Origin of the sequence: Paenibacillus sp. FSL L8-0641 (assembly GCF_038006265.1) — a bacterium.
GTDB lineage: Bacteria > Bacillota > Bacilli > Paenibacillales > Paenibacillaceae > Paenibacillus > Paenibacillus polymyxa_D.
The window spans coordinates 4,755,039-4,779,593 of the sequence record NZ_JBBOUW010000001.1 but is presented as its reverse complement, the minus strand read 5'-3'; the positions used below and the strand labels follow the sequence as shown (position 1 = coordinate 4,779,593).

At 55.8% G+C, this 24,555-nt stretch carries 7 protein-coding genes; 5 read left to right on the top strand and 2 right to left on the bottom strand.

Annotated elements, in window-relative coordinates; translation table 11 throughout:
* Positions 1-81 precede the first annotated feature (81 nt).
* Positions 82-360, bottom strand: a complete 279-nt coding sequence (locus MKY16_RS21555) for a helix-turn-helix domain-containing protein (RefSeq protein ID WP_340956978.1) — start codon at positions 358-360, stop codon at positions 82-84.
* A 631-nt stretch (positions 361-991) separates the two neighbouring features.
* On the opposite strand from MKY16_RS21555, the gene MKY16_RS21550 reads away from it, so the two are divergent.
* On the top strand, positions 992-1,354 hold the full coding sequence (locus tag MKY16_RS21550) for a TnsA endonuclease N-terminal domain-containing protein (protein WP_340956977.1): 363 nt from the start codon (positions 992-994) through the stop codon (positions 1,352-1,354).
* Positions 1,355-1,687: 333 nt separating this feature from the next.
* Here MKY16_RS21550 and MKY16_RS21545 read toward each other — a convergent pair whose 3' ends face one another.
* Positions 1,688-1,918, bottom strand: a complete 231-nt coding sequence (locus MKY16_RS21545; protein WP_340956976.1) for a hypothetical protein — start codon at positions 1,916-1,918, stop codon at positions 1,688-1,690.
* Positions 1,919-2,427: 509 nt separating this feature from the next.
* On the opposite strand from MKY16_RS21545, the gene MKY16_RS21540 reads away from it, so the two are divergent.
* The 4 genes from MKY16_RS21540 (at position 2,428) to MKY16_RS21525 (ending at position 24,388) form a co-directional block, all read left to right on the top strand.
* Positions 2,428-17,379 (top strand): amino acid adenylation domain-containing protein, encoded by a 14,952-nt coding sequence (locus tag MKY16_RS21540; RefSeq protein WP_340956975.1) that lies wholly within the window; start codon positions 2,428-2,430, stop codon positions 17,377-17,379.
* Positions 17,380-17,533: 154 nt separating this feature from the next.
* A complete protein-coding gene (locus MKY16_RS21535; protein WP_340956974.1) occupies positions 17,534-20,842 on the top strand; it encodes a non-ribosomal peptide synthetase in 3,309 nt (1,102 codons plus the stop codon).
* On the top strand, positions 20,832-22,658 hold the full coding sequence (locus MKY16_RS21530) for an ABC transporter ATP-binding protein (protein ID WP_340956973.1): 1,827 nt from the start codon (positions 20,832-20,834) through the stop codon (positions 22,656-22,658). Before MKY16_RS21535 ends, MKY16_RS21530 begins: the two co-directional genes overlap by 11 nt.
* A complete protein-coding gene (locus MKY16_RS21525) occupies positions 22,655-24,388 on the top strand; it encodes an ABC transporter ATP-binding protein (protein ID WP_340956971.1) in 1,734 nt (577 codons plus the stop codon). The genes MKY16_RS21530 and MKY16_RS21525 overlap by 4 nt, the downstream gene beginning before the upstream one ends.
* Positions 24,389-24,555: the final 167 nt, after the last annotated feature.

The window sequence follows — 24,555 nt, the reverse complement described above, 5'->3', positions numbered from 1 at the left end:
TTTCTCAAAGAACGTTGAGTGAGCTGGAGCAAGATAAATACAGACCCTCTCTTGATATAATTATAGCAATTAAAGAAAACTTCAATTCCCATATAGAGTGGTTAATCTTTGGAGATACGCCTGTATCAATTGAGCCCACACAGTAGGGAACGTCATTCGATTAGCAATACAAAGTAAATAATCAGTTGTAACGTCAAAAACCTTTGCTAAAGATATTAAATGATTAATTTTAGGCCGTGCTACGTTTCGCTCCCAATTAGAAACAACCTGTTTAGTTACCCCGATTTTATTAGAAATTTCCTTTTGTATCCATTCATGGAGTAGTCTCGAATTTTTACATCGCTGTTCCAAAGTATTCATGAATTCATCTCTATTGAGAAAATCAAATAGCTTTTACCCGACCCATCTGCTTACTAATTATACTTACTTATAGCCCATATTATAGCTTATTCATACCCTACTGTACCCTACGAGTAGCCTATGAATAGGCTACGAAGTAAAATATAGCTAAAAAATATTACTTTGCTATTGTATAAAGCTGTGAGTTGTTATATTCTACATTTGTATTTTGAAGTAAAACTAAAATATATCTTAGGAGTAGAAAAAGATAACTGAACTTTACTCTGATTTAGTAGTTCTAAAAAGAAGGTAAATAATGAGCAAAATTCGATCAAGTAACTCTATAGCATCTATTCAACGGAAAATCAAAGAAGGAAGAGGTCAAGGCCACTTTTCGGAATATAAACCTTGGTTGACGGTACATGATGTACCTTCAATAGGGATAGTTACTCGAATTCTTGGTTGGAAAAGTGGTCGACTTCACCATTATCTGTCTGAACACTTTGAATTGGCACATCATTGCCAAATGGAAGTGGTCAGAGCAAGTGATTGATATTCGCGAACAATTTCCTTTATTACCCCTAGATAAAACCCTCTATATTGCATAAAAGTTAAACATCCAACTGACCCCAAGAATAAGCTTCCCATCATTATGACTACAGATATGTTACTTACAGTAAAACAAGAAAAAAGTATAAAATTTATTGCACATTCTATCAAACCTTCTAACAAGTTGACAAAACGAGTTGTAGAGAAATTACAGATTGAAAAAGAGTTCTTTAAAGACCAAAAGATAGAGTGGGCACTTATTACGGAAAGGCAGATAAACTACAATTTATTCAGGGATGTCGAATGGCTTCATAATGCTAAAAACAACGATAAGTTGTCAAATCACCATATAAATAGTCTCGAAGATAATCTCTATTATGCTATTCAACAAAGTGAAAAACCATTTGCGAAAGTTACAAGAGAACAAGATGAATTATTTGGTTTACCAAGTGGGTACTGGATATGACTCATCTAATACAGCCTACTCTACAATCCATGATTATTTTAGAAAATAGACGCAAGCGCAAGGATTCGGAGCACCAGCAGAGAATGTATACAGGGAAGATCTCCCAAATTGGCCGGCACCCCGCCTCAGTGTCGACACGCGTCGAATTCCCCGATTGATGGCAAGCCATTCCCAGTGTTTCTTCTCCATTCGCTCTTTTTAGGCAAAATATTAACACTTTATGTTGGGAAGACCCAATTTAACTAAAGTTTTACTATACATTATTGGAAATTTTGATATAATTCTACCTAGGTCAACCTTCCAATTATGATAGAAAATAGAATTGGATGGTTTTTATACCTGTCCAAGCTGTGCCGCGAGAGACCAGTCCACTGGCAACCCAGCAAGCTGGCATGCGGAGACCGACAATTGTGGAAAATGACAGTCGAGAATATGTTGCTCCATGACGTCAGAAGGTTCAGAAAGGATGAAGCCAACCTTATCCCAATTCCGATGGAAGATGAAGCGCGTGAGCATTTTTGAAAAGCTGGAATTCACCGCCAATCCAAGGGCTGTCCCGTTCATGCCATACGGAGCATTCTTTGAGCCTCATGCAGCACCATCGTCACATCTAATCGTCAGGAAAAGCTCACTACCCCGCAGCCGGATCTTTACTTATCCACACCAGGCGGGGGAATACACAAATCGTACATAGAGTGTATCAATATCCTTAAACATAGGCTTCGACAAAGGCAGCTCGGGTGCCGAATCCGGAGGTACGGCCGACTTTCTGCTGGCCGGCCGGAACCCTACAGCAAGTCTTACATCGATGGGAGGAACATCCCTTGTCCACCCCCAAATCCAATTCCGAACCCAATGTTAAACCAAAGCCCGTCTTCGGGCGGCTCGTCCGCAGCAAGCATATTGAAGCAGAGGAGCCGGAAGCAGCCGCATCTCTTGCGTAGAACAATGCTCTTTGTTGTCTTTCACGCATGGGAGCCGAGCGGGACAGCTGCTAGGCAGAGGATTGCCGCATGCGATCAACCGGGCAAGCGAAGCGGTGACCTGGCGAAAGCCATTGACATTGTTGTCACATGTTTGAAAAGGCGGGGAGCGAGGCTGGAGCGTTGCTGCGGCATATGCTCCGCCGGATTGCTTTTGCCGATGAAGAGAGGGGAACGATCCAGATGGCTTTTGAAAAAGAAACGTTGTTTTGGAACGAAAAATTCGGTAGCGACGATTATACCTTGACGCGGCTGCCTTACAGCAAAGCTCCAAGCTCCCTGGCGCCCATTATGACAACCGTCGGCGGTTCGCTTTCGGAGGAAGTGGCGCAGCGCGTCCTTCAAATGAGCAAGGGGGCTCCACTGGCCACTTTTATGATTTTGCTCGCCGGTGTTCAGTCGCTCTTGCATAAATATACAGGCGCTTCTGACATTCTGGTCGGCATGCCAGTTGTACGGAAACCGACGGAGACGCGCCGATCCGTTAATCATACGGTCATTTTGAAAAACTCGCTTTCGGTGGGTGCGACTTTTAAAACGCTTCTGAGCGAGCTGAGGACTTCCTTGCCGGAAGCGATTCAGCACCAACATATTCCGTTCTTGAAAATGGCGGAGAAGCTGGACCTGCAATATGCAGACGGGATACCCGTCATCCATACGCTAGTATCCCTTAAGGAGCTGCATCTGGACGAAATCGGGCAAAACGTGGTCACGGATTGTTCCTTTGAATTCAGCTTAACCGGCGGGACGATACAGCTAGCGCTGTCATATAACGAGCACTTATATGACTCCGAGTTCATGACTCGGGTCGTCGGCCATCTGAATCGCCTGCTGGCCGTGGGGCTTCACGAGTTGGAGCTGGACATCGTGCGGGCGGACATGCTGTCGGAGGACGAGAAATTTCAATTGCTGCAAAGCTTTAACGATACCGAGAAGGACTATCCCCGTGATCGGACGATTCATCAGCTCGTGGAGGAGCAGGCGAAGCGGGTGCCCGAAGCGACGGCGGTTGTCTTTGAGGGGCGGCGGCTTTCGTACGCGGAGCTGAATGAACGGGCGAACCGGCTGGCGCGGACGCTGCGATCGGTCGGCGTGCTGCCCAATCAGCTGGTAGGCTTGATGGCCAGGAGATCGCTGGAGACGGTCGTTGGCATTCTGGCGGTTCTGAAAGCTGGCGGTGCCTACGTGCCGATCGACCCGGAATACCCGGAAGAACGCATCCGCTACATTCTGGAGAACTCGAACGCGCAGTTGCTGCTGACTCAAAGGGAGCTGCTGCTGCAGGTGCCGTTCGAAGGGACCGTGGTGGCGCTGGATGACGAGCAGGCCTACAGCGACGATGGCTCGAACCTGGAGCCGGCCAGCGGTCCGAACGATCTGGCTTATGTCATCTATACATCAGGTACGACGGGCAAACCCAAAGGGGTCATGCTGGAGCATCGCGGGCTGGTCAGCCTGAAACTGACGTTTGCCCATACGCTTCACACGACCGAACAGGATCGAGTGCTGCAATTCGCCAGCCTATCGTTCGATGCGTCGTGCTGGGAGATGTTCAACGCCCTGTATTTCGGGGCGACCTTATATATACCGTCAACCGAGACGGTTTTGGATGATCAGCTGTTCGAACGTTTCATGAACGAGCATGCAATTACGATCGCCACTTTGCCGCCAACTTATGCGGCTTATTTGAATTCAGACCGCCTGCCGAGTCTGAGCAGGCTCATCACGGCGGGCTCCGCCGTTTCAGCAGAATTCGTGCAGCAGTGGAAAGACAAGGTACAGTACTATAACGCGTACGGTCCGACGGAAGCCTCGATCGCCACATCCGTGTGGGCGGCGTCTACGTATGACACCGAACGCAGAGCGATACCGATCGGACGTCCGATCTGGAACCATCGCTTGTATATACTGGGCGCACAGAATCAGCTAGCGCCTATCGGAGTGGAGGGAGAATTATGCATCGCGGGCGTCGGCCTCGCCCGGGGATATTGGAACCGGCCGGATCTGACGGCGGAGAAATTCATCGAACACCCGTTTGAGCCCGGAGAGAGACTGTACCGGACGGGCGACTTGGCCCGCTGGCTGCCGGACGGAAATATTGAGTACTTGGGCCGGATTGACCATCAGGTGAAAATCCGTGGATTCCGGATCGAGATCGGCGAGATTGAAGAGCAGCTTCTGAAGATCGACTCCGTGCAGGAGACGATCGTAATCGCGCGGGAAGGCAAAAGCGGGCAAGAACTGTGCGCTTACCTGGTCGCGGGCCGCCCGCTTACGCTCGGCGAGCTGAGAAGCGAGCTGGCGCAAAAGTTGCCGAATTACATGATTCCGGCGCATTTTGTTCAGCTTCCGCGGATGCCGCTCACGCCGAACGACAAAATCGACCGCAAGGCTTTGCCCGCCCCGGAAGGAAACGCACTGACCGGCGGCGCGTACGTAGCTCCCCGCAATGAAGCGGAGCGGACGCTTGCCGATGTGTGGCAGGCGGTATTGAACGCCGATCGCGTTGGGGTAACGGATCATTTCTTCGAGCTGGGCGGAGACTCGATCAAGTCCATTCAAGTATCTTCGCGGCTTCATCAAGCCGGGTACAAGCTGGAAATCCGGGATTTGTTCAAATATCCGACTATCTCACAGCTCAGCCTGCATGTGAAACCGATCGGACGTACCATCGATCAAGGCGAAATAACGGGTGAAACGGCGCTGACGCCGATTCAGCATTGGTTTTTCGAGAGCTCCTTTGCGGACCCGCATCATTTCAACCAGTCGGTGATGCTGTACCGGAAGGAACGCTTCGACGAAGAGACGGTGCGTCAGGTGCTGCAAAAGCTGGCCGAGCATCATGACGCCTTGCGGATGGTGTTCTGCAAGACGGAACAAGGGTTTAGCGCGCGGACCCGCGCGATTCAGGAAGGCGGGCTGTTCACGCTGGACGTGTTCGACTTCAAGGATGCGGAGAATACCGCGCAGGCTGTGGAAGCGAAGGCAACGGACATTCAAGCGGGCATCGATCTGGAGAACGGGCCCCTCGTGAAGGCGGGACTGTTCCGGTGCGCGGACGGCGATCATTTGCTGCTCGCGGTTCATCATGCCGTGGTGGACGGCGTGTCTTGGCGCATTTTGATGGAGGATTTCGCTCTGGGTTACGAGCAGGCCGGCAAAAGCGAGGAAATTCGTTTCCCGGCCAAAACGGATGCGTACCGCACTTGGTCCGAGCAGCTGGCCGCTTACGCGCAAAGCCCGGAGATGGCGAAGGAACGGGCCTATTGGCAGGCCGTGGAACAAATTGCGGTTCCGGCCGTGCCGAAGGATCTGGAGGCGGACGTTACGACGCAGCAGGACAGCGAATCGCTGTTCGTGCGTTTGACTCCCGAAGAAACGGAGCTGCTGCTGAAGCGGGTTCACCGGGCCTACAACACCGAAATGAACGATATTTTGGTAACGGCGCTCGGCATAGCCGTTCGCAAGTGGACGGGACACGAACGGGTGCGGATCAATCTCGAAGGACACGGACGCGAACCGATCGGAACGGATATCGACATCACGCGCACAGTCGGATGGTTTACGACCAAGTTTCCGGTCGTCCTAGAGCCGGAAACTGACCGGGATTTGGCCTATCAGATTAAACAGGTCAAGGAAAGTTTGCGCCGCATTCCGAACAAAGGGCTTGGGTACGGCATATGCCGCTATCTCTCCAAATCGGAGGATGGCTTTGTTTGGGGCGCAGAGCCGGAAATTAATTTTAATTACCTCGGCCAGTTCGACGATGATGTCAACCAGGACGAGATCGGTATATCTTCTTATTCCGGCGGCAGCCCGGCCAGCGACCGGCAGGCCCGCAGCTTTGTGCTGGATATCAACGGCATGGTGCTGGACGGCGCTTTATCGCTTGATCTTAGCTACAGCCGGAAGCAGTATCACAAGGTAACGATGGAAGCCTTCGCTCAGCGGCTTGAGCAAAGTCTACGAGAGCTCATTATCCACTGCGCAGGCAAAGAAAATACCGAATTGACGCCTAGCGACGTGCAATTTAAAGGCTTGACCATCGCCGAACTAGAGCAAATCGCCCAGCGCTCGGGCCATCTCGGGGAAATCGAAAATATTTACTCGCTTACGCCGATGCAGAAGGGCATGTGGTTCCACAGCGCGCTTGACCGGCAAACGGCCGCTTACTTCGAGCAGACGCGATTTACGATGAGGGGAGTACTCGACGTCCAGCTTTTCGAGAGGAGCTGGACGGAACTTGCGAAACGTCATTTGGTGCTGCGGGCGAATTTTGTGCAAGGACCGGCGGGCGAGCCGCTGCAAATCATATACCGCGACAAGCCGGTCGGCTTTGAATATGAAGAGCTGCTTCATTTGCAGGCGGACGAGAAACAAGCGTATTTGGATAAAAAGGCCGAGGATGACAAACTTCGCGGCTTCGACATGGAACATGACGCGCTCGTTCGGGTTACGATCCTGCGCACCGAAGAGCAAAGCTATCATGTGCTGTGGAGTTTCCAGCATATTTTGATGGACGGCTGGTGCCTGCCGCAGCTGACGCAGGAGCTGTTTGAGACGTACTCGGCCTTGGCATCCGGCAAGCAGCCAGCGGGAGATAAGGGATCGGATTATGGCGCTTACATCGAATGGTTGGAGAAACAGGACGATCAGGCGGCATCCGGCTATTGGACGGCATTCCTGGCAGGTTATGAAGGGCAAACCGTACTCCCGGGACAAAAGGAACCGGCGCCGAACGGCAGATTTACGGCTGATCACGTCACCGCCGAGCTGGGCAAGGACTTGAGCGAGCGGATGGACCGGGTGGCGAAACAGCGCCTGGTTACGGTCAATACGCTGCTGCAAGCCGCTTGGGGCGTTATGCTGCAAAAATATAACGGAACAAACGATGCCGTATTCGGCAGCGTCGTGGCCGGAAGACCGGCGGAAATCCCGGGTATCGAGTCCATGATCGGGCTATTCATCAATACGGTGCCGGTCCGCGTCACGAGCGAAGCGGACACCGTGTTCGCCGACCTGATGGCGAAGCTCCAAGAGTGGGCGCTGGAGTCCGGGCGTTATGATTACTATCCGTTGTATGAAATTCAAGCCCGCAGCGTGCAAAAGCAGAACCTGATCAACCATATCATCGCTTTCGAGAACTATCCGGTGGACGAGCAGATGGAGCAGGCGGGCGACCAGCAGCACGGCGACCTGACGATCGCTGACGTTCAGATGGAGGAGCAGACGAACTATAACTTCAACGTGACCGTGGTGCCGGGAGTCGAGATCGAAATTCGGTTTGACTTTAACGCCGAAGTGTTCGATAAAGACAGCATCGAGCGGCTCAAGGGGCATCTCGTCCATCTGCTGGAGCAGGTGACGGATAACCCGGAAATTACAGTGGGCGAGCTGGAACTTGTGACGGAGGCGGAAAAGGCCGACCTTCTCGGACGTTTTAACGACACCACCACGGAATTTCCGCGCGAGAAGACGCTCGTTCAATTGTTCGAAGAACAGGCGGAGCTTTACCCGGACAACGTGGCCGCCGTCATGAACGAGCGACAGCTGGCTTACCGCGAGCTGAACGAGCGATCCAACCGCCTTGCGCGGAAGCTGCGGGAGACGGGAGTAGAAGCGGACCAACTGGTAGCGATTCTGGCCGAACGCTCGCTCGATATGGTCGTCGGCATTCTGGCGATTCTCAAAGCGGGCGGAGCATACGTGCCTGTCGATCCGGACTACCCGGAGGAGCGCATCCGCTTTATGATCGAGGATTCGGGCGCGCCGTTATTGCTGATTCAAAAGCATCTGCACGAGAAGACCGACTTCGCAGGAACGCGCCTCGAATTGGACGATTTCGTTTGGGGCGACAGAGGGGCGGACTCCGAAGGTGCGTTGGACGCTTCGAACCTGGAGCCAATTTCCGGGCCGGGCAACCTGGCATATGTCATCTACACGTCAGGAACGACCGGCAGACCGAAAGGAACGCTGATCGAGCATAAGAACGTCGTGCGCCTCCTGTTCAACGACAAGAACCTGTTCGACTTCGGGCCGTCTGACACGTGGACGCTGTTCCACTCGTTCTGCTTCGATTTCTCCGTCTGGGAAATGTACGGAGCGCTGCTGTACGGAGGCAAGCTGGTCATCGTACCGCCGCTGACGGCGAAAAATCCGGCCGATTTCCTGGCGCTGCTGGGCCGCGAACAGGTCACGATTTTGAACCAGACGCCAACGTACTTCTACCAGCTACTGCGTGAGGTCTTGGCGGACCATCCGTACGATCTGCGGATTCGCAACGTCATCTTCGGGGGCGAAGCGCTGAGTCCGCTGCAGCTCAAGGGCTTCAAGACGAAGTACCCGGAGACGAAGCTGATCAATATGTACGGCATTACCGAGACGACTGTTCACGTTACATATAAGGAAATAACGTGGGTCGAAATGGAGGCGGCGAAGAGTAATATCGGCAAGCCGATCCCGACGCTGAAGGTGTACGTCCTGGATGAAAACCGCCGCCCTGTGCCGATCGGCGTAGCGGGCGAAATGTACGTGGCCGGGGAAGGCCTTGCGAGAGGATACCTGAACCGTCCGGATCTGACGGCGGAGAAGTTCGTCGATTCCCCGTTTGCGGAGGGGGAGAAACTGTACCGCTCGGGTGACTTGGCGGCTTGGCTACCGGACGGCAACATCGAATACCTGGGCCGGATCGATCATCAGGTGAAGATCCGCGGGTACCGGATCGAGCTGGACGAAATCGAGACGCAGCTGCTGAACGTCGAGGGCGTGGAAGAAGCGGTGGTGCTCGCCCGTCAGGACGGCGAGGGCGAGAAGGCGCTTGTTGCCTACTTTGTGGCGGACCGAACGCTGACGGTCAGCGAAATAAGAACCTCGCTGGCCCAGGGAATGCCGGGGTACATGATCCCGTCATACTTCGTGCAGCTGGAGCGCATGCCGCTGACGACCAACGGCAAAGTGGACCGCAAAGCGCTGCCGGAGCCGCAAGGCGGCATACAAACGGGCGTCGAATACGTAGCGCCGCGTAACCGGACGGAGTCCCAGCTTGTGAAGATCTGGGAGGAAGTGCTGGGCTACTCCGGCATTGGAGTCCTGGACAATTTCTTCGAGCTCGGAGGCCACTCCTTGCGGGCGACGAACCTTGTCAGCAAGATTCAGAAGGAAATGAATGCCGATCTGCCTCTGCGCGACGTATTCCGCTACTCGACGATCGAAGAGATGGCTCTGGCCATCTCCCGGATCGGGGAGCAGTCGTTCTCGTCGATTCCGCTGGCAGGCGCAAGAGCATATTATCCGCTTTCCTCAGCTCAGAAGCGGCTGTTTATCCTGAATCAGCTGGAAGGGGCCGATCAGAGCTACAACATGCCGGGCGTGCTGCTGCTGGAAGGATCGATTGACCGGAGCCTGCTAGAGAAGGCTTTCCGGGGACTGATCGCACGGCACGAAACGCTGCGAACTGGCTTTGAGATCGTACAAGGCGAAGCAATACAGCGCATTTACGAGAGCGTCGACTTTGCCGTCGAGTACCGTCATGCGAGCGAGGAAGAAGCGCCTGAAGTCGTGCAGGCCTTCATCCGGCCTTTCGACTTGGCGAAGCCTCCGTTGCTGCGGGCGGAGCTTGTAGAGCTGGCAGCCGAACGTTATTTGCTGATGTTCGACATGCACCATATCGTCTCCGACGGGGTTTCGATGGACGTGTTAGTCGAGGAACTCGTTCGTCTGTACGGCGGCGAGTCATTAGAGCCTTTGCGCATTCAATACAAGGACTATGCGGTATGGCAGCAGTCGGACGAGCAAAAAGTGCAGTTGAAACGCGAGGAAGCTTACTGGCTGGACCGTTACCGGGGTGAACTGCCGGTTCTGGAAATGCCAACGGACTATCCGCGTCCTGCCGTGCAGAGCTTTGAGGGACAAACGCTGACGTCCTTCGTGGACGAGGCAACGAACGAAGGCTTGAAGCAGCTGGCCGCTCAAAGAGGAACGACGCTGTATATGGTGCTGCTTGCGGCATATACCGTGCTTTTGCATAAATACACAGGTCAGGACGATTTGATCGTCGGAACGTCGATTGCGGGCAGAACGCACGGAGACACGCAGCCTTTGATCGGAATGTTCGTCAATACGCTGGCGCTCCGCAATTATCCGGCTTCGGAGAAGACCTTCCTCTCGTATCTGGAAGAAGTGAAAGAAACGACCTTAGGCGCTTACGAGCATCAGAATTATCCGTTCGAAGAGCTCGTCGATAAAGTGCAGGTCAGCCGGGATTTGAGTCGCAACCCGCTGTTTGACACGATGTTCTCCCTGCAAAACTTGGAGGATAAAGAGTTTGAGCTGGAAGGGCTGAAATTGTCCCCGTACCCTAGCGAATACGGCACGGCCAAGTTCGACCTGAGTGTGGATGTTACGGAAGAAAACGGCGGCCTGGAGTGCAGCTTTGAATTCGCAACAGCTCTTTATAAAGAAAGCACGATCCGGCGGCTGTCGACTCATTTCGGACATTTGCTTGCGGCGATCGTAAGCCGTCCGGATGCGAAGATTGCCGAGCTGAACTTGTTGACGGCAGAGGAAAAAGAGCAAATTCTTGGCGCATTTAACCCGGCGCAGCCGGAAGCGGCTCCTGCGGCCGCGTTCCACCAGCTGTTTGAGGAACAGGCAGAGCGCACGCCGGAAGAGGCGGCCGTCGTGTACGAGAATGACCGGCTGACGTATGCGGAGCTGAACGAGCGGGCGAACCGCTTGGCGGCTACGCTGCGCGCAAGCGGCATCGGCCGGGAGACGATCGTCGGCATTCTCGCCGAGCGTTCGGTGGACTTGCTGGTGGCCGTGCTGGCCGTCTGGAAAGCGTGCGGGGCGTATGTGCCGCTCGACCCGGATTATCCGGCGGAGCGCGTGCGGTTCATGCTCGAAGACAGCGGAGCGAAGGTGCTGCTGACGCAAACGCCGCTGCGAGAGCGCGCCGAAGCCTGGCTCGGCGAAGAGGATCTGGCGCTGGCGGCGGTGTTGTACCTCGACGACGAAACCTCGTACAGCGAGGAGCGGACGAATGCCGACAGCTTCCATGAAGCCCGTCCGGAGGATCTGGCGTACGTGATTTATACGTCGGGAACGACGGGCAAGCCGAAGGGCGTGATGATCGAGCACCGCAGCCTGGTGAACACGGCGGCGGGCTACCGGCGGGAATACCGCTTGGATCAGTTCCCGGTGCGGCTGCTGCAGCTCGCAAGCTTCTCGTTCGACGTGTTCGTGGGAGATATCGCGCGGACGCTGTACAACGGAGGCACGATGGTGATTGTGCCGAAGGACGACCGGATCGATCCGTCTCGTCTGCACCACTGGATGGAGCGGGAACGGGTCACCATCTTCGAATCGACGCCGGCGCTGATCGTGCCGTTCCTGGAGTACGTGCACGAGCAGCGGCTGGATATGAGCTGGATGGAGCTGTTGATCACGAGCTCGGACAGCTGCAGCGTGGCGGATTACCGGACCTTGCAGGAACGCTTCGGCTCGTTGTTCCGGATCATCAACGCATACGGCGTGACGGAAGCGGCGATCGACTCCAGTTTCTACGACGAGCCGCTGACGAAGCTGTCGCAGACAGGCCATGTGCCGATCGGCAAGGCGTGGCTGAATGCGAAATTCTACATCGTGGACGCGCATCTGAACCCGGTGCCGGTTGGGGTGCTAGGCGAGCTGGTCATCGGCGGAGTCGGAGTGGCGCGCGGGTACTTGAACCGTCCGGAGCTGACAGAAGAGAAGTTCGTAGACAGCCCGTTCGCCGCGGGCGAGCGGCTGTACCGCACGTGCGACTTGGCGCGGTGGATGGAAGACGGCAACGTGGACTTCATCGGCCGGATCGACAACCAGGCGAAAATCCGGGGCTACCGGATCGAGACGGGCGAGATCGAGTCGCAGCTGCTGCGGGTGGAAGGCGTGCGCGAAGCGGTGGTGCTGGTTCGAAGTGACGCGAACGGGCAGAAAGCGCTGTGCGCGTATTACACGCCGGATACCGGAGCGGAGCTGGCAGTGAACGATCTGCGCGGCGCGCTGGCGCAGGAGCTGCCGGGCTACATGATCCCGTCGTACTTCGTGGAGATGGAGCGCCTGCCTCTGACGCAGAACGGAAAGATTGACCGGAAGGCGCTGCCAGCGCCGGAAGGGGAAGCGGGAAGCGGAACGGAGTACGTCGCACCGCGCAATGAGCTGGAAACGAAGCTGGCGGCGATTTGGCAGGAGGTGCTGGGGCTTGCGAAGGAGATTGGCGTTCACGACAACTTCTTCGACATCGGTGGTCACTCCCTGCGGGCGACGACGCTGGTCAGCAAGATTCATAAAGAATTGAGCGTGGATCTGCCGCTGCGCGACGTGTTCCGCCATTCCACCATTGAGAGCATGGCCGCCGCCATTTCCCGGCTGGATGAGCAGACATTCGTTGCCATTCCGGTGGCGGATGACCGAGAGGTGTACCCGCAATCTTTTGCTCAAAAACGTCTCTTTATCCTGAATCAACTGGAAGGCGCGGAGCTTAGCTACAACATGCCAGAAGCGATGTTGCTGGAGGGTGCTTTGGACCGGGCAAGGTTCGAAGAAGCGTTCCGTAAGCTCGTGGCGCGGCATGAAACGCTGCGCACCGGGTTCGAAATGGTGGACGGCGAAGCATCGCAGCGGATTTACCAGGACGTGAATGTTGCCGTGGAGTTCTATCGAGTGGATGAGCAAGAGGCCGAAGAGATGGTTCGCCGTTTCGTCCGTCCGTTTGACTTGGCGAAGCCTCCGCTGCTGAGGGTAGGCCTTGTCGAGCTGGCTCCGGAACGTCATATTCTAATGTACGACATGCATCATATTATTTCCGATGGCGTCTCGATGGAAATCTTTGTTGAAGAATTCGTCCGCTTGTACGGCGGCGAGCAATTGGAGCCTCTGCGCATTCAGTACAAAGACTACACCGTTTGGCAGCATTCGCAGGAGCAGAAAGAACGGCTTCAGCGTCAGGAGGCGTACTGGCTGGACATGTTCCAAGGCGAGCTGCCGGTGCTGGAAATGCCGGCCGACTATCCGCGTCCGGCCGTGCAGAGCTACGAAGGCCAAACGCTGGAGTTTTCCTTCGACGCTTCGAAAACCGACGGCCTGAAGCAGCTGGCCTCGGAAACGGGCACGACGCTGTTTATGGTGCTGCTTGCGGCGTATAACGTCCTTCTGCATAAATATTCAGGTCAGGAAGACGTGATCGTCGGTACGCCGATTGCCGGAAGGAATCATGGAGATGTGCAGCCGTTGATCGGGATTTTCTTAAACACGCTGGCTATCCGCAGTTATCCGGCTTCGGAAAAGACATTCCTGTCATACCTGAACGAAGTCAAAGAAACGACCCTCCATGCCTTCGAGCATCAAAACTATCCGTTCGAAGAATTGGTGGACAAGGTGCAAGTCACCCGTGATTTAAGCCGCAATCCGCTCTTCGACACGCTGTTTACGATGCAGAATACGGAAAACGAGGAATTTGAGCTGGAAGGGCTTCGCCTGATTCCTTATCCGAGCGTATTAGATACCGCGAAGTTTGATATCAGCTTGGATGTGGGCGAGGAGAACGGCGGCTTGGATTACAGCTTCGAATATGCGACGGCTCTCTACAAAAGGGAGACGATCGAACGGCTGGCGAAACATTACGAGCAGCTGCTCGAAACGATCGTAAGCCGTCCGGATGCGAAGATTGCCGAGCTGAACTTGCTGACGGCAGAGGAAAAAGAACAAATTATCGGCGCGTTCAACCCGGCGCAGCCGGAAGCGGCTCCTGCGGCCGCGTTCCACCGGCTGTTTGAGGAACAGGCGGAGCGCACGCCGGAAGAGGCGGCCGTCGTGTACGAGAACGACCGGCTGACGTATGCGGAGCTGAACGAGCGGGCGAACCGCTTGGCGGCTACGCTGCGCGCAAGCGGCATCGGCCGGGAGACGATCGTCGGCATTCTCGCCGAGCGTTCGGTGGACTTGCTGGTGGCCGTGCTGGCCGTCTGGAAAGCGGGCGGGGCGTATGTGCCGCTCGACCCGGATTATCCGGCGGAGCGCGTGCGGTTCATGCTCGAAGACAGCGGAGCGAAGGTGCTGCTGACGCAAACGGCGCTGCGAGAGCGTGCTGAAGCCTGGCTTGACGAAGAGGAGCTGGCGCTGGCGGCGGTGCTGTACCTGGACGACGAAGCGTCGTACAGCGAGGAGCGGGCGAATGCGCCGATTGGCTCGGGCATAGTCTCCGGCAAGCTGACGGATACTGTGGACGACGGCGATGAGAGCCATCAGAATGTTGGCACCGACAGCTTCCATGAAGCCCGTCCGGAGGATCTGGCGTACGTGATCTATACGTCGGGAACGACGGGCAAGCCGAAGGGCGTGATGATCGAGCACCGCAGCCTGGTGAACACGGCGGCGGGCTACCGGCGGGAATACCGGTTGGATCAGTTCCCGGTGCGGCTGCTGCAGCTCGCAAGCTTCTCGTTCGACGTGTTCGTGGGAGATATCGCGCGGGCGCTGTACAACGGAGGCACGATGGTGATTGTGCCGAAGGACGACCGGATCGATCCGTCTCGTCTGCACTACTGGATCAGCCAGCAGCAAGTGACGATCTTCGAATCGACGCCGGCGCTGATCGTGCCGTTCCTGGAGTACGTGCACGAGCAGCGGCTGGATATGAGCTGGATGGAGCTGTTGATCACGAGCTCGGACAGCTGCAGCGTGGCGGATTACCGGACCTTGCAGGAACGCTTCGGCTCGTTGTTCCGGATCATCAACGCATACGGCGTGACGGAAGCGGCGATCGACTCCAGTTTCTACGACGAGCCGCTGACGAAGCTGCCGCAGACAGGCCATGTGCCGATCGGCAGAGCGTGGCTGAATGCGAAATTCTACATCGTGGATGCGCACCTGAATCCGGTGCCGGTCGGGGTGCTGGGCGAGCTGGTTATCGGCGGAGTCGGGGTAGCTCGCGGGTACTTGAACCGTCCGGGGCTGACAGAAGAGAAGTTCGTAGACAGCCCGTTCGCCGCGGGCGAGCGGTTGTACCGCACGGGAGACTTGGCGCGGTGGATGGAAGACGGCAACGTGGACTTCATCGGCCGGATCGACAACCAGGCGAAAATTCGGGGGTACCGGATCGAGACGGGCGAGATCGAGTCGCAGCTGCTGCGGGTGGAAGGCGTGCGCGAAGCGGTGGTGCTGGTTCGAAGTGACGCGAACGGGCAGAAGGCGCTATGCGCGTATTACACACCGGATACCGGAGCGGAGCTGGCAGTGAACGATCTGCGCGGCGCGCTGGCGCAGGAGCTGCCGGGCTACATGATCCCGTCGTACTTCGTGGAGATGGAGCGCCTGCCTCTGACGCAGAACGGAAAGATTGACCGGAAGGCGCTGCCAGCGCCGGAAGGGGAAGCGGGAAGCGGAACGGAGTACGTCGCACCGCGCAATGAGCTGGAAACGAAGCTGGCGGCGATTTGGCAGGAGGTGCTGGGGCTTGCGAAGGAGATTGGCGTTCACGACAACTTCTTCGACATCGGCGGCCACTCCCTGCGGGCGACGACGCTGGCGGGCAAGGTATTTAAGGAATTAAACGTCAACCTGCCGCTGCGCGACGTATTCCGTCACTCGACGATTGCGGCGATGGCCGAGGCGATCGCCCGGATGGAACGGCGGGAGCATGAGGCCATTCCTCAAGCGGAGGAGAGAGAGTACTACCCTCTGTCCTCCGCGCAGAAACGGCTGTTCATTCAGCACACGCTGGATGGAGCGGATCAGCTTTACAACATGCCGGAGCTGGTGCAGGTGGAAGGCGAGTTTGACTTAGACCGGTTGGAAGCCGCCTTGCGGAAATTGATAACACGGCATGAATCGCTGCGCACCGGTTTTGAAATCGTGAAGGCCGAAGCGGTTCAGCGGATTTACCCGCAGGTCGATTTTGCTATCGAGCATCATCAAGCGGATAAAGAGGATGCGGCTCAAATCGAGCAGATCGTCCGCAGCTTCGTTCGTCCGTTTGATCTCGGCAAGCCGCCGCTGCTGCGCGCCGGGGTCATCGAGCTGGAGCCGAACCTGCATATTCTCCTTTTCGACATGCACCATATGGTGTCCGACGGCGTATCGATGGCGATTGTGATCGATGAGTTCTCGAGTTTCTACGCCGGGGAAGAACTGCCGCCACTGCGCATTCAATACAAGGATTATGCCGTTTGGCAGCAGTCGAAGGCCCACCGAGAGCGGATTGGGCGGCAGGAAGCGTACTGGCTGCAAACCTTCGAAGGCGAGTTGCCGACGGCGGACCTGCCGATGGACTACGAACGGTCTGCGGCTCGCAGCTACGAAGGCGCGCATCTGGAGTTCGACGTCGAAGCTTCTCTCTCTGCGCGGCTGCGCGAATTGGCGGCCGAGCGTGAAAGCACGCTGTTCATGGTGCTGCTTGCGGCTTATACCGTGCTGCTGTCCAAGTACAGCGGGCAGGAGGACTTGGTCGTGGGTACCCCGGTGGCGGGAAGAACGAACGCTGATTTGGAACCGGTCATCGGGATGTTTGTCAATACGCTGGCGATCCGCAATCGTCCGTCGGGCGACAAAACGTTCTTGTCCTACCTGGAAGAAGTGAAGGAAACGGCTTTGGGTGCTTTCGAGAACCAGGATTATCCATTCGAGGAGCTCGTGGAGCGTTTGAATGTGAAGCGGGAGCCGGGTCGCTTCCCGCTGTTCGATGCCGTTTTCGACTTGCAAAATATCGAAGAACGAGACGCCGAGCTGGAAGGGGTCAGCCTGAAGACTTACGAGCTTGACCATTTGGAAGAAGCGAAGTTCGATCTGACGCTGTTTATGTATGAAAACAACGGGGCGCTGAGCGGGGGCTTCTTCTACGCCACCAAGCTGTTCAAAGAAGCGATGATCCGCACCTTGACCGAGGATTACCTGCGGGTACTGTCTCAAATTGCGGAAAATCCACAACTCGAGCTAAGCCGGATTGAATGTCATAAACCGGCGGCAGGCGCAAAGAGTGCCGTCGATACGATCGAATTCGCGTTCTAATCCTACAAGCGCGCCTCCGCCGTCAAGTGAAAGCGGCGCGCATCCCAAGGAAGACGGCGAACAACATCCAAGCCCGTAAACGCGCAGGCCGAAAGCAAGCTTTTTCGGACCTGCGCCGGGGCATGCGGTCACTTCATTTTTAGGGGAGGTACAAATGAAATCTTTGTTTGAAAAGGAAGAACGGTACTGGAGCGGCAAGTTTGACGCCGATGACAGCCTGAGCTTCCTTCCCTACAGTCAATCCTCCAAATTATCCGCCGACGGGGAAGCTGCGGCCGAGCCGGGCTTGCTTCACCGTACTCTGCCGAGTGAACTCTCGGAGAGAATCATTAGCCTCGCCAACGGTTCGGATTTGGCTTTGTACATGATTGTTTTGGCAGGAGTAAAAAGCCTGCTGTTCAAATATACCGGGCGGGACCAAGTGCTGGTCGGCATGCCTTCTTATAGCGCAGACCCCGACGGGACTCCGCCGCCGCATGACATCTTGGTGATCAAGACGTCCGTAAGCCGCCAGACTACGCTGAAAACGCTGCTCGGGGGCATCAAAGCTTCCATCGGCGAGGCGCTGGAGCATCAACACCTGCCTTTTCGGAAAATGGTGGAGCCGCTCCATCTGGACTATACGGGGGACGGCCTCCCGGTCGTCAACACCGTCGCATCCTTCGCCCCGATTCATCCGGAACCGCTGGGTAACCGGGTGGCGGCCGATACAGTTTTTCGCTTCGACCTTCAAAACCACTCCATTGAGCTGGAAATAAGCTTTGACGGGCAGCGGTACGAGCGGGCATTTGTGGACCAGGCGGCCGACCATCTTGTTCGGCTGCTGTCCGTGCTTTTATTTCAGCCGGATCTGGAGCTCGGACAAGCCGATGTGCTGTCCCCAGACGAGAGGGAGACGCTGCTGAAGCGATTTAATGACACCGAAACCGGGTTCGAGCGGGGGAAAACGATTTACGGCTTGTTCGAAGAACAGGCGGAGCTTTACCCGGACAACGTGGCCGCCGTCATGAACGAGCGGCAGCTGACCTACCGCGAGCTGAACGAGCGATCCAACCGCCTTGCGCGGAAGCTGCGAAAGACGGGAGTAGAAGCGGATCAGCTGGTAGCGATTCTGGCCGAACGCTCGCTCGATATGGTTGTCGGCATTCTGGCGATTCTCAAAGCGGGCGGAGCCTACGTGCCTGTCGATCCCGACTACCCGGAGGAGCGCATCCGCTTCATGATCGAGGATTCGGGCGCGCCGTTATTGCTGATTCAGAAGCATCTGCATGAGAAGACCGACTTCGCAGGAACGCGCCTCGAATTGGACGATTTCGTTTGGGGCGACAGAGGGGCGGACTCCGCCGATGCGCTGGACGCTTCGAACCTGGAGCCAATTTCCGGGCCGGGCAACCTGGCATATGTCATCTACACGTCGGGAACGACCGGCAGACCGAAAGGAACGCTGATCGAACATAAGAACGTCGTGCGTCTCCTGTTCAACGACAAGAACCTGTTCGACTTCGGGCCGTCCGACACGTGGACGCTGTTCCACTCGTTCTGCTTCGATTTCTCTGTCTGGGAAATGTACGGAGCGCTGCTGAACGGAGGCAAGCTGGTCATCGTACCGCCGCTCACGGCGAAAAATCCGGCCGATTTCCTGGCGCTGCTGAGCCGCGAACAGGTCACGATTTTGAACCAGACACCAACGTACTTCTATCAGCTGCTGCGTAAGGTCTTGGCGGACCATCCGTACGATCTGCGGATTCGCAACGTCATCTTTGGGGGCGAAGCGCTGAGTCCGCTGCTGCTCAAGGGCTTCAAGGCGAAGTACCCGGAGACGAAGCTGATCAATATGTACGGCATTACCGAGACGACGGTTCACGTGACGTATAAGGAAATCACGTGGGTCGAAATGGAGGCGGCGAAGAGCAATATCGGCAAGCCGATCCCGACGCTGAGGGTGTACATCCTTGATGAAAACCGCCGCCCTGTGCCGATTGGCGTAGCGGGCGAAATGTACGTGGCCGGGGAAGGCCTTGCGAGAGGATACCTGAACCGTCCGGATCTGACGGCGGAGAAGTTCGTCGATTCCCCGTTTGCGGAGGGGGAGAAACTGTACCGCTCGGGTGACTTGGCGGCTTGGCTGCCGGACGGCAACATCGAATACCTGGGCCGGATCGACCACCAGGTGAAAATCCGCGGGTACCGGATCGAGCTGGACGAAATCGAGACGCAGCTGCTGAAGATCGCCGCCGTGCAAGAAGCCAAGGTGCTCGACTGCGACGACGCGAACGGCCATAAGCAACTTGTCGCTTATTACGTCGCAGAAACGAGGCTGGCGGCGAATGAACTCAAAGAGGAGCTCGCCAAGCAGCTTCCGGGTTATATGATTCCTTCGTACCTCGTGCAGCTTTCGCGGATGCCGCTGACCCCGAACGGGAAAATCGACCGCAAAGCGCTGCCCGCGCCGGAGGAAGCCGCGGACGGAGGAACGGAATATGTCGCGCCGAGAACGCTGCTCGAAATGAAGATCGCCCGCGTCTGGCAGGATACGCTTGGCGTTCCGCAGGTCGGCGTAAAGGATAACTTTTTTGAGTTGGGTGGCAATTCGTTAAGTCTGATGAGGCTCGTTCAAGCCGTTTACGATGAAACGGGCATTGAGATACCGCTGAACCGTCAATTCCATAATGTAACAGTTGAAGCCATGGCTTTCGGAGAGGGGGATCAGGGCCTGGATAAAGGAGGAGACTCCTTCATTAAGCTGAATAAAGCAGGAGATCTGAACGTGTTCTGCTTCCCTCCGGGCAGCGGCTTTGGCATCGGTTATCGAGAGCTTGCAAGCAGGCTCGACGGCGGGTTCGTGCTCTACGGCATTGATTTTATCGACGATGCCGTCGATTACGAGGCCATGCTGAACCGTTATGTGGACGAGATCGTCCGCATCCAGCCGGAAGGACCATACGTGCTGCTCGGCTACTGCTTTGGAGGCAACCTGACGTTCGAGGTAGCCAAAACGATGGAGAAAAGAGGCTATTCCGTAACGGACGTGCTCATGGTGGACTCGTGGATTAAGGACACGCTGACGTCTTCCGAAACGTCGGAGAAAGAGCTTGAAGAAATGCTTGCCGATTTCGACGAAGAAGAGAAGGAATTAATGAGCAACCCGCTCGTGCGGGAGCGGGTTCATCGGAAGGTCAAAGCGACCTTGGCGTACGAAGCGCAGCTTATTAATTCCGGCACGATCCCGGCCCGGATTTACGAACTGATTGCGAAGGACAGCGAAGCGTTCCGCCTGAAGCACCAATTGCCTTCCTGGCGGGGGGCAACGACGCAAGCTTACGCCGATTACCGGCTGGAGGGTGCGCACGAGGAATTGCTGGAACTCGCGCGCGTGGAAGAAACGGCCGTCGTCATCCGGGACATCTTAGAGCAAGTCAAGCGGCAGATCGAAGCGGAGGCCGGGGTACTGCATGGAAGCTGACCGCCAGCCGTCTGCTCTAGAACAAGGCACAGCGGCGCCTTCCAAGTCCCAAACCGCTTATGCCGCCTGGAAAGCGTTCCGCTGGTTGATGTCCTATGTAAGCCGTCACAAAGGCTGGATGATCGTCGGTGTCTTGTCTGCGATTGCCGCCGCCGTTATTGAGATATGGACGGGAAGTTTGATCGAGCAGCTGACCACCCAGGCCGAGAAGGGGGCGGGGCCAATCGTTCTGCAAATCGTGTACGCGGTCTTTGTGGTCATCTTGATCGGTGTGCCGGCGAAGTTTTTCATGAGCTTCGGCGTGGAGCGAAGCAGCGCCTCTGCGGTGCAGGATATCCGCAACCATGTCATGCGTCATATCAGTAAACTCCCGGTCTCCTATTTGGAAAAGCAGCACTCCGGCGACGTATTGTCGCGGATCAACAACGACCTGCAGCTCATCCAGCAGTTTATGATTCGGGACCTCGCCCAGTGGTTTTATCATCCGCTGTTGTTCATCGGCTGTTTCGGTTATTTGATCTACCTCCAATGGGAGCTGATGCTGTACAGCCTGCTGTTATTTCCCGTAGCGCTGCTGGTTTCCCAATGGATCGGCAAGCAGTTGGAGCGGTTGACGGAGGAAGCCCAGGCGAACATGGGCCGAATGAACGTCAACCTCCAGGATACGCTTGGGGGTATGCCTATTGTAAAAAGCTACCTGCTATCCGGCATGTTATCTCGCTCCTACCAAGTGCTGCTGCAATTGACGGCCCAAAAAAAGCTGGCCGTGAAAAAGCGGGAAGCCTGGGTCAACCCGCTGCTTTCCACGCTGATGATCAGCCCGATCATTTTCGCCGTCAGTTACGGAAGCTATTTGATCTACAAAGGGCAGCTAGGCGCGGGAGAGCTGATCGCCTTCCTGTACTTGCTGAATCTGTGTCTGGAACCGCTGGAGCATATTCCCGAGCTCATCACGCGGACGTTCGAAATGACCGGTGCCCTGAGAAGGGTCTCCGAAATCGTCGAGCAGCCGACCGAAACGGAAAATGGCCGTTCGCTTCCGAAAGCGAGCGCCGCCCCCATCGAGTTTCAGAACGTAACCTTCGGGTATGAGGAGAGCTCCCCGATTCTGCGGAATGTTAGCTTCTCGGTGCCGGAAGGGAAGACGATCGCGCTTGTCGGAGCGAGCGGCGGAGGGAAGAGCACGGTGTTTAAGCTTGTATACGGCTTTTATCCGCTTCCGGAGGACCAGGGCGAGATCCGCGTGTTTGGCAGCCTGATCCACGGCGCTGATCCGGAGCAGCTTCGGTCGCATTTTTCCGTGGTAACCCAGGATTCATATTTGTTTAGCGGCACGATCGCTGAAAATATCGGCTACGGGCGGGAAGTAGCGTCGATGGACGAGATTATCGAAGCCGCCAAAGCCGCTCAGGCGCATTCCTTCATTATGCAGCTTCCCGACGGCTACCAGACGTATGTTGGAGAGCGAGGAGGCTTTTTGTCCGGCGGACAGCGCCAGCGCATTGCAATGGCCCGGGCTTTCCTGAAGGATGCTCCTGTTCTGCTGCTGGACGAGCCAACGTCGGCTCTTGATCCGGAGTCGGAAAGCGCGGTTCAGGAAGCGCTGGGCGTATTGATGAAGCAGAGAACGACGATGGTTATTGCCCACCGGCTTTCTACAGTACAAAACGCCGACGAAATTTGGGTCATGGAACAGGGGAGTATTGTTGAAAAGGGCACTCATGAACAATTGTTGAAGATGAAGGGACTGTACGCCCAGTCGTACTATCAGGAATTTACTGAGTCTGCCGAACGCAGGGAGGTGGCGTACACATGAAAAAGTGCGGATGGCTCTCGCAAGTGAAAGAACTCGGCTACTTGCTGATGTTTATGAACCGCAAGCGCAAAACCCAGTACGCCATTGGCCTGGCCGTGACGGCGCTCACCCAGACATTGTTCCTGATCGCCTTCAGCTTGGTCGTACATAACTTGGTTGATTTCGCCGTGTCCCGAGATACGTCCCTGATGGTGGAAGCCTTTATTATTTTGGGCGCGGTCTTGTTCCTGGAAAATGTGATTTCTCCCTGGTTCATTTACTTATACCAGCGCAGTGTCGAGCTGACTGTGCTGAATATCCGCGAACGTCTTTATGACAAGCTGTGCCGGGTGCGGCCGAGATTCCTGGAGCAGACGCACCATGGGGACTTGCTGTCGCGGGTGAACAACGACGTAACGACCGTTGAGTTTACATTCTCGCAGGTTTACTTCGTTTTGCTGCTTCAAGTTGTCTTTTGCATCGGCTCCATTGTCTCCATGGTGTTGATCGATTGGCGGTTTGCCGGCGTATCCTTCGTCATTCTGCTGCTGTCCTCCGTGGTCAGTCTGAAATTTGCGCGGGATATTCGCGCCTTGTCCGAACAAGGCTTGCAAACGCTCGGTAAAATGACCGAAAAATTCAAAGATTTTATGGGCGGCATTCAAATTGTGAAGCTGTTCCGCATCCGCACGATTTACGGCCAGTACGAGGCGTTGAACGAACAAATGACGCAGACGCTTCGGCAAACCGCGCAGAAGAACGGCATGCAGGCTGCGGTGAATCATTTTATCAGCTACGTTACGTTCTGCGGCATCATCGTCATCGGCAGTCTTCTTTATGCCTACGGACTGATGGGAATGGGAAGCGTCGCCGCCCTGGCGGTTCTGCAAGTGAATCTGACGCACGCCTTGTTGAACTTGGGGATGGTTCTGTCGATGACCCAAAATTCGCTCGCGGGCGCTCATCGGATTCAAGAGGTACTAAGAGAGGAAGAGGAACCGGAGCGTTTGGGATCTCCTCATAGCGAGCTCGTGTCGGAGGCTGCGGTGGAGTTTCGCGATGTGGAATTTTCCTATCAGGCGGATAAAAAGGTGCTTGTCGACATCTCCATGCAGGTGTTTCCCGGCCAGGTCGCCGCTATCGTGGGGACCAGCGGCAGCGGCAAAAGTACGCTGATCAAGCTGCTGCTCGGCTTTTATCCTGTGGACAGCGGAGAAATCCTGCTCCAAGGCAAACCGTTCGGCCATTACACGCTGGAAGAAATCCGCAGGCAGATTGCATACGTTCCGCAGGAGCCATTCTTGTTTACCGGCACGATTGAGGAAAACATCCGCTACGGCAACCCGGATGCAACGGATGAAGAAGTGATCGAAGCGGCCAAAGCGGCGTACGCTCACCATTTCATTCAGGAACTTCCTGAACAGTATAAAACGCCGGTGGGAGAGAGAGGAGCGTCGTTGTCGGGCGGACAAAGGCAGCGAATTGCGATCGCACGGGCGATTCTCAAAAACGCCCCGATTCTGCTGCTGGACGAAGCGACTTCCGCGCTGGATAACGAATCCCAGCATTGGGTACAGCAGGCCTTGAACGTATTGATGAAGGGGCGCACCACCATTCTGATCGCCCACCGACTCAGCACCGTGGAACATGCGGATTTGATTACCGTCATGAACCAAGGGACGGTCGTCGAGCGGGGCCGCCATCAGGACCTGCTGGCGCTCGGAGGTTTTTACGCCCGGCTGTACGGCTAGATCCGCTTTACGGCGGGCGGCTTCTTGCTCGCGAATGCGACAGAGTCTTTTAGTAATCCAAGGTATGACTTTATAACCGGTAGTTACCAGAAAACGTAGACACGAAAAATGAGGAAGAGTCCGATGGAGCCGTTCCGGGAATGGCCTGCGCGGTTCTTCTAAGAGTG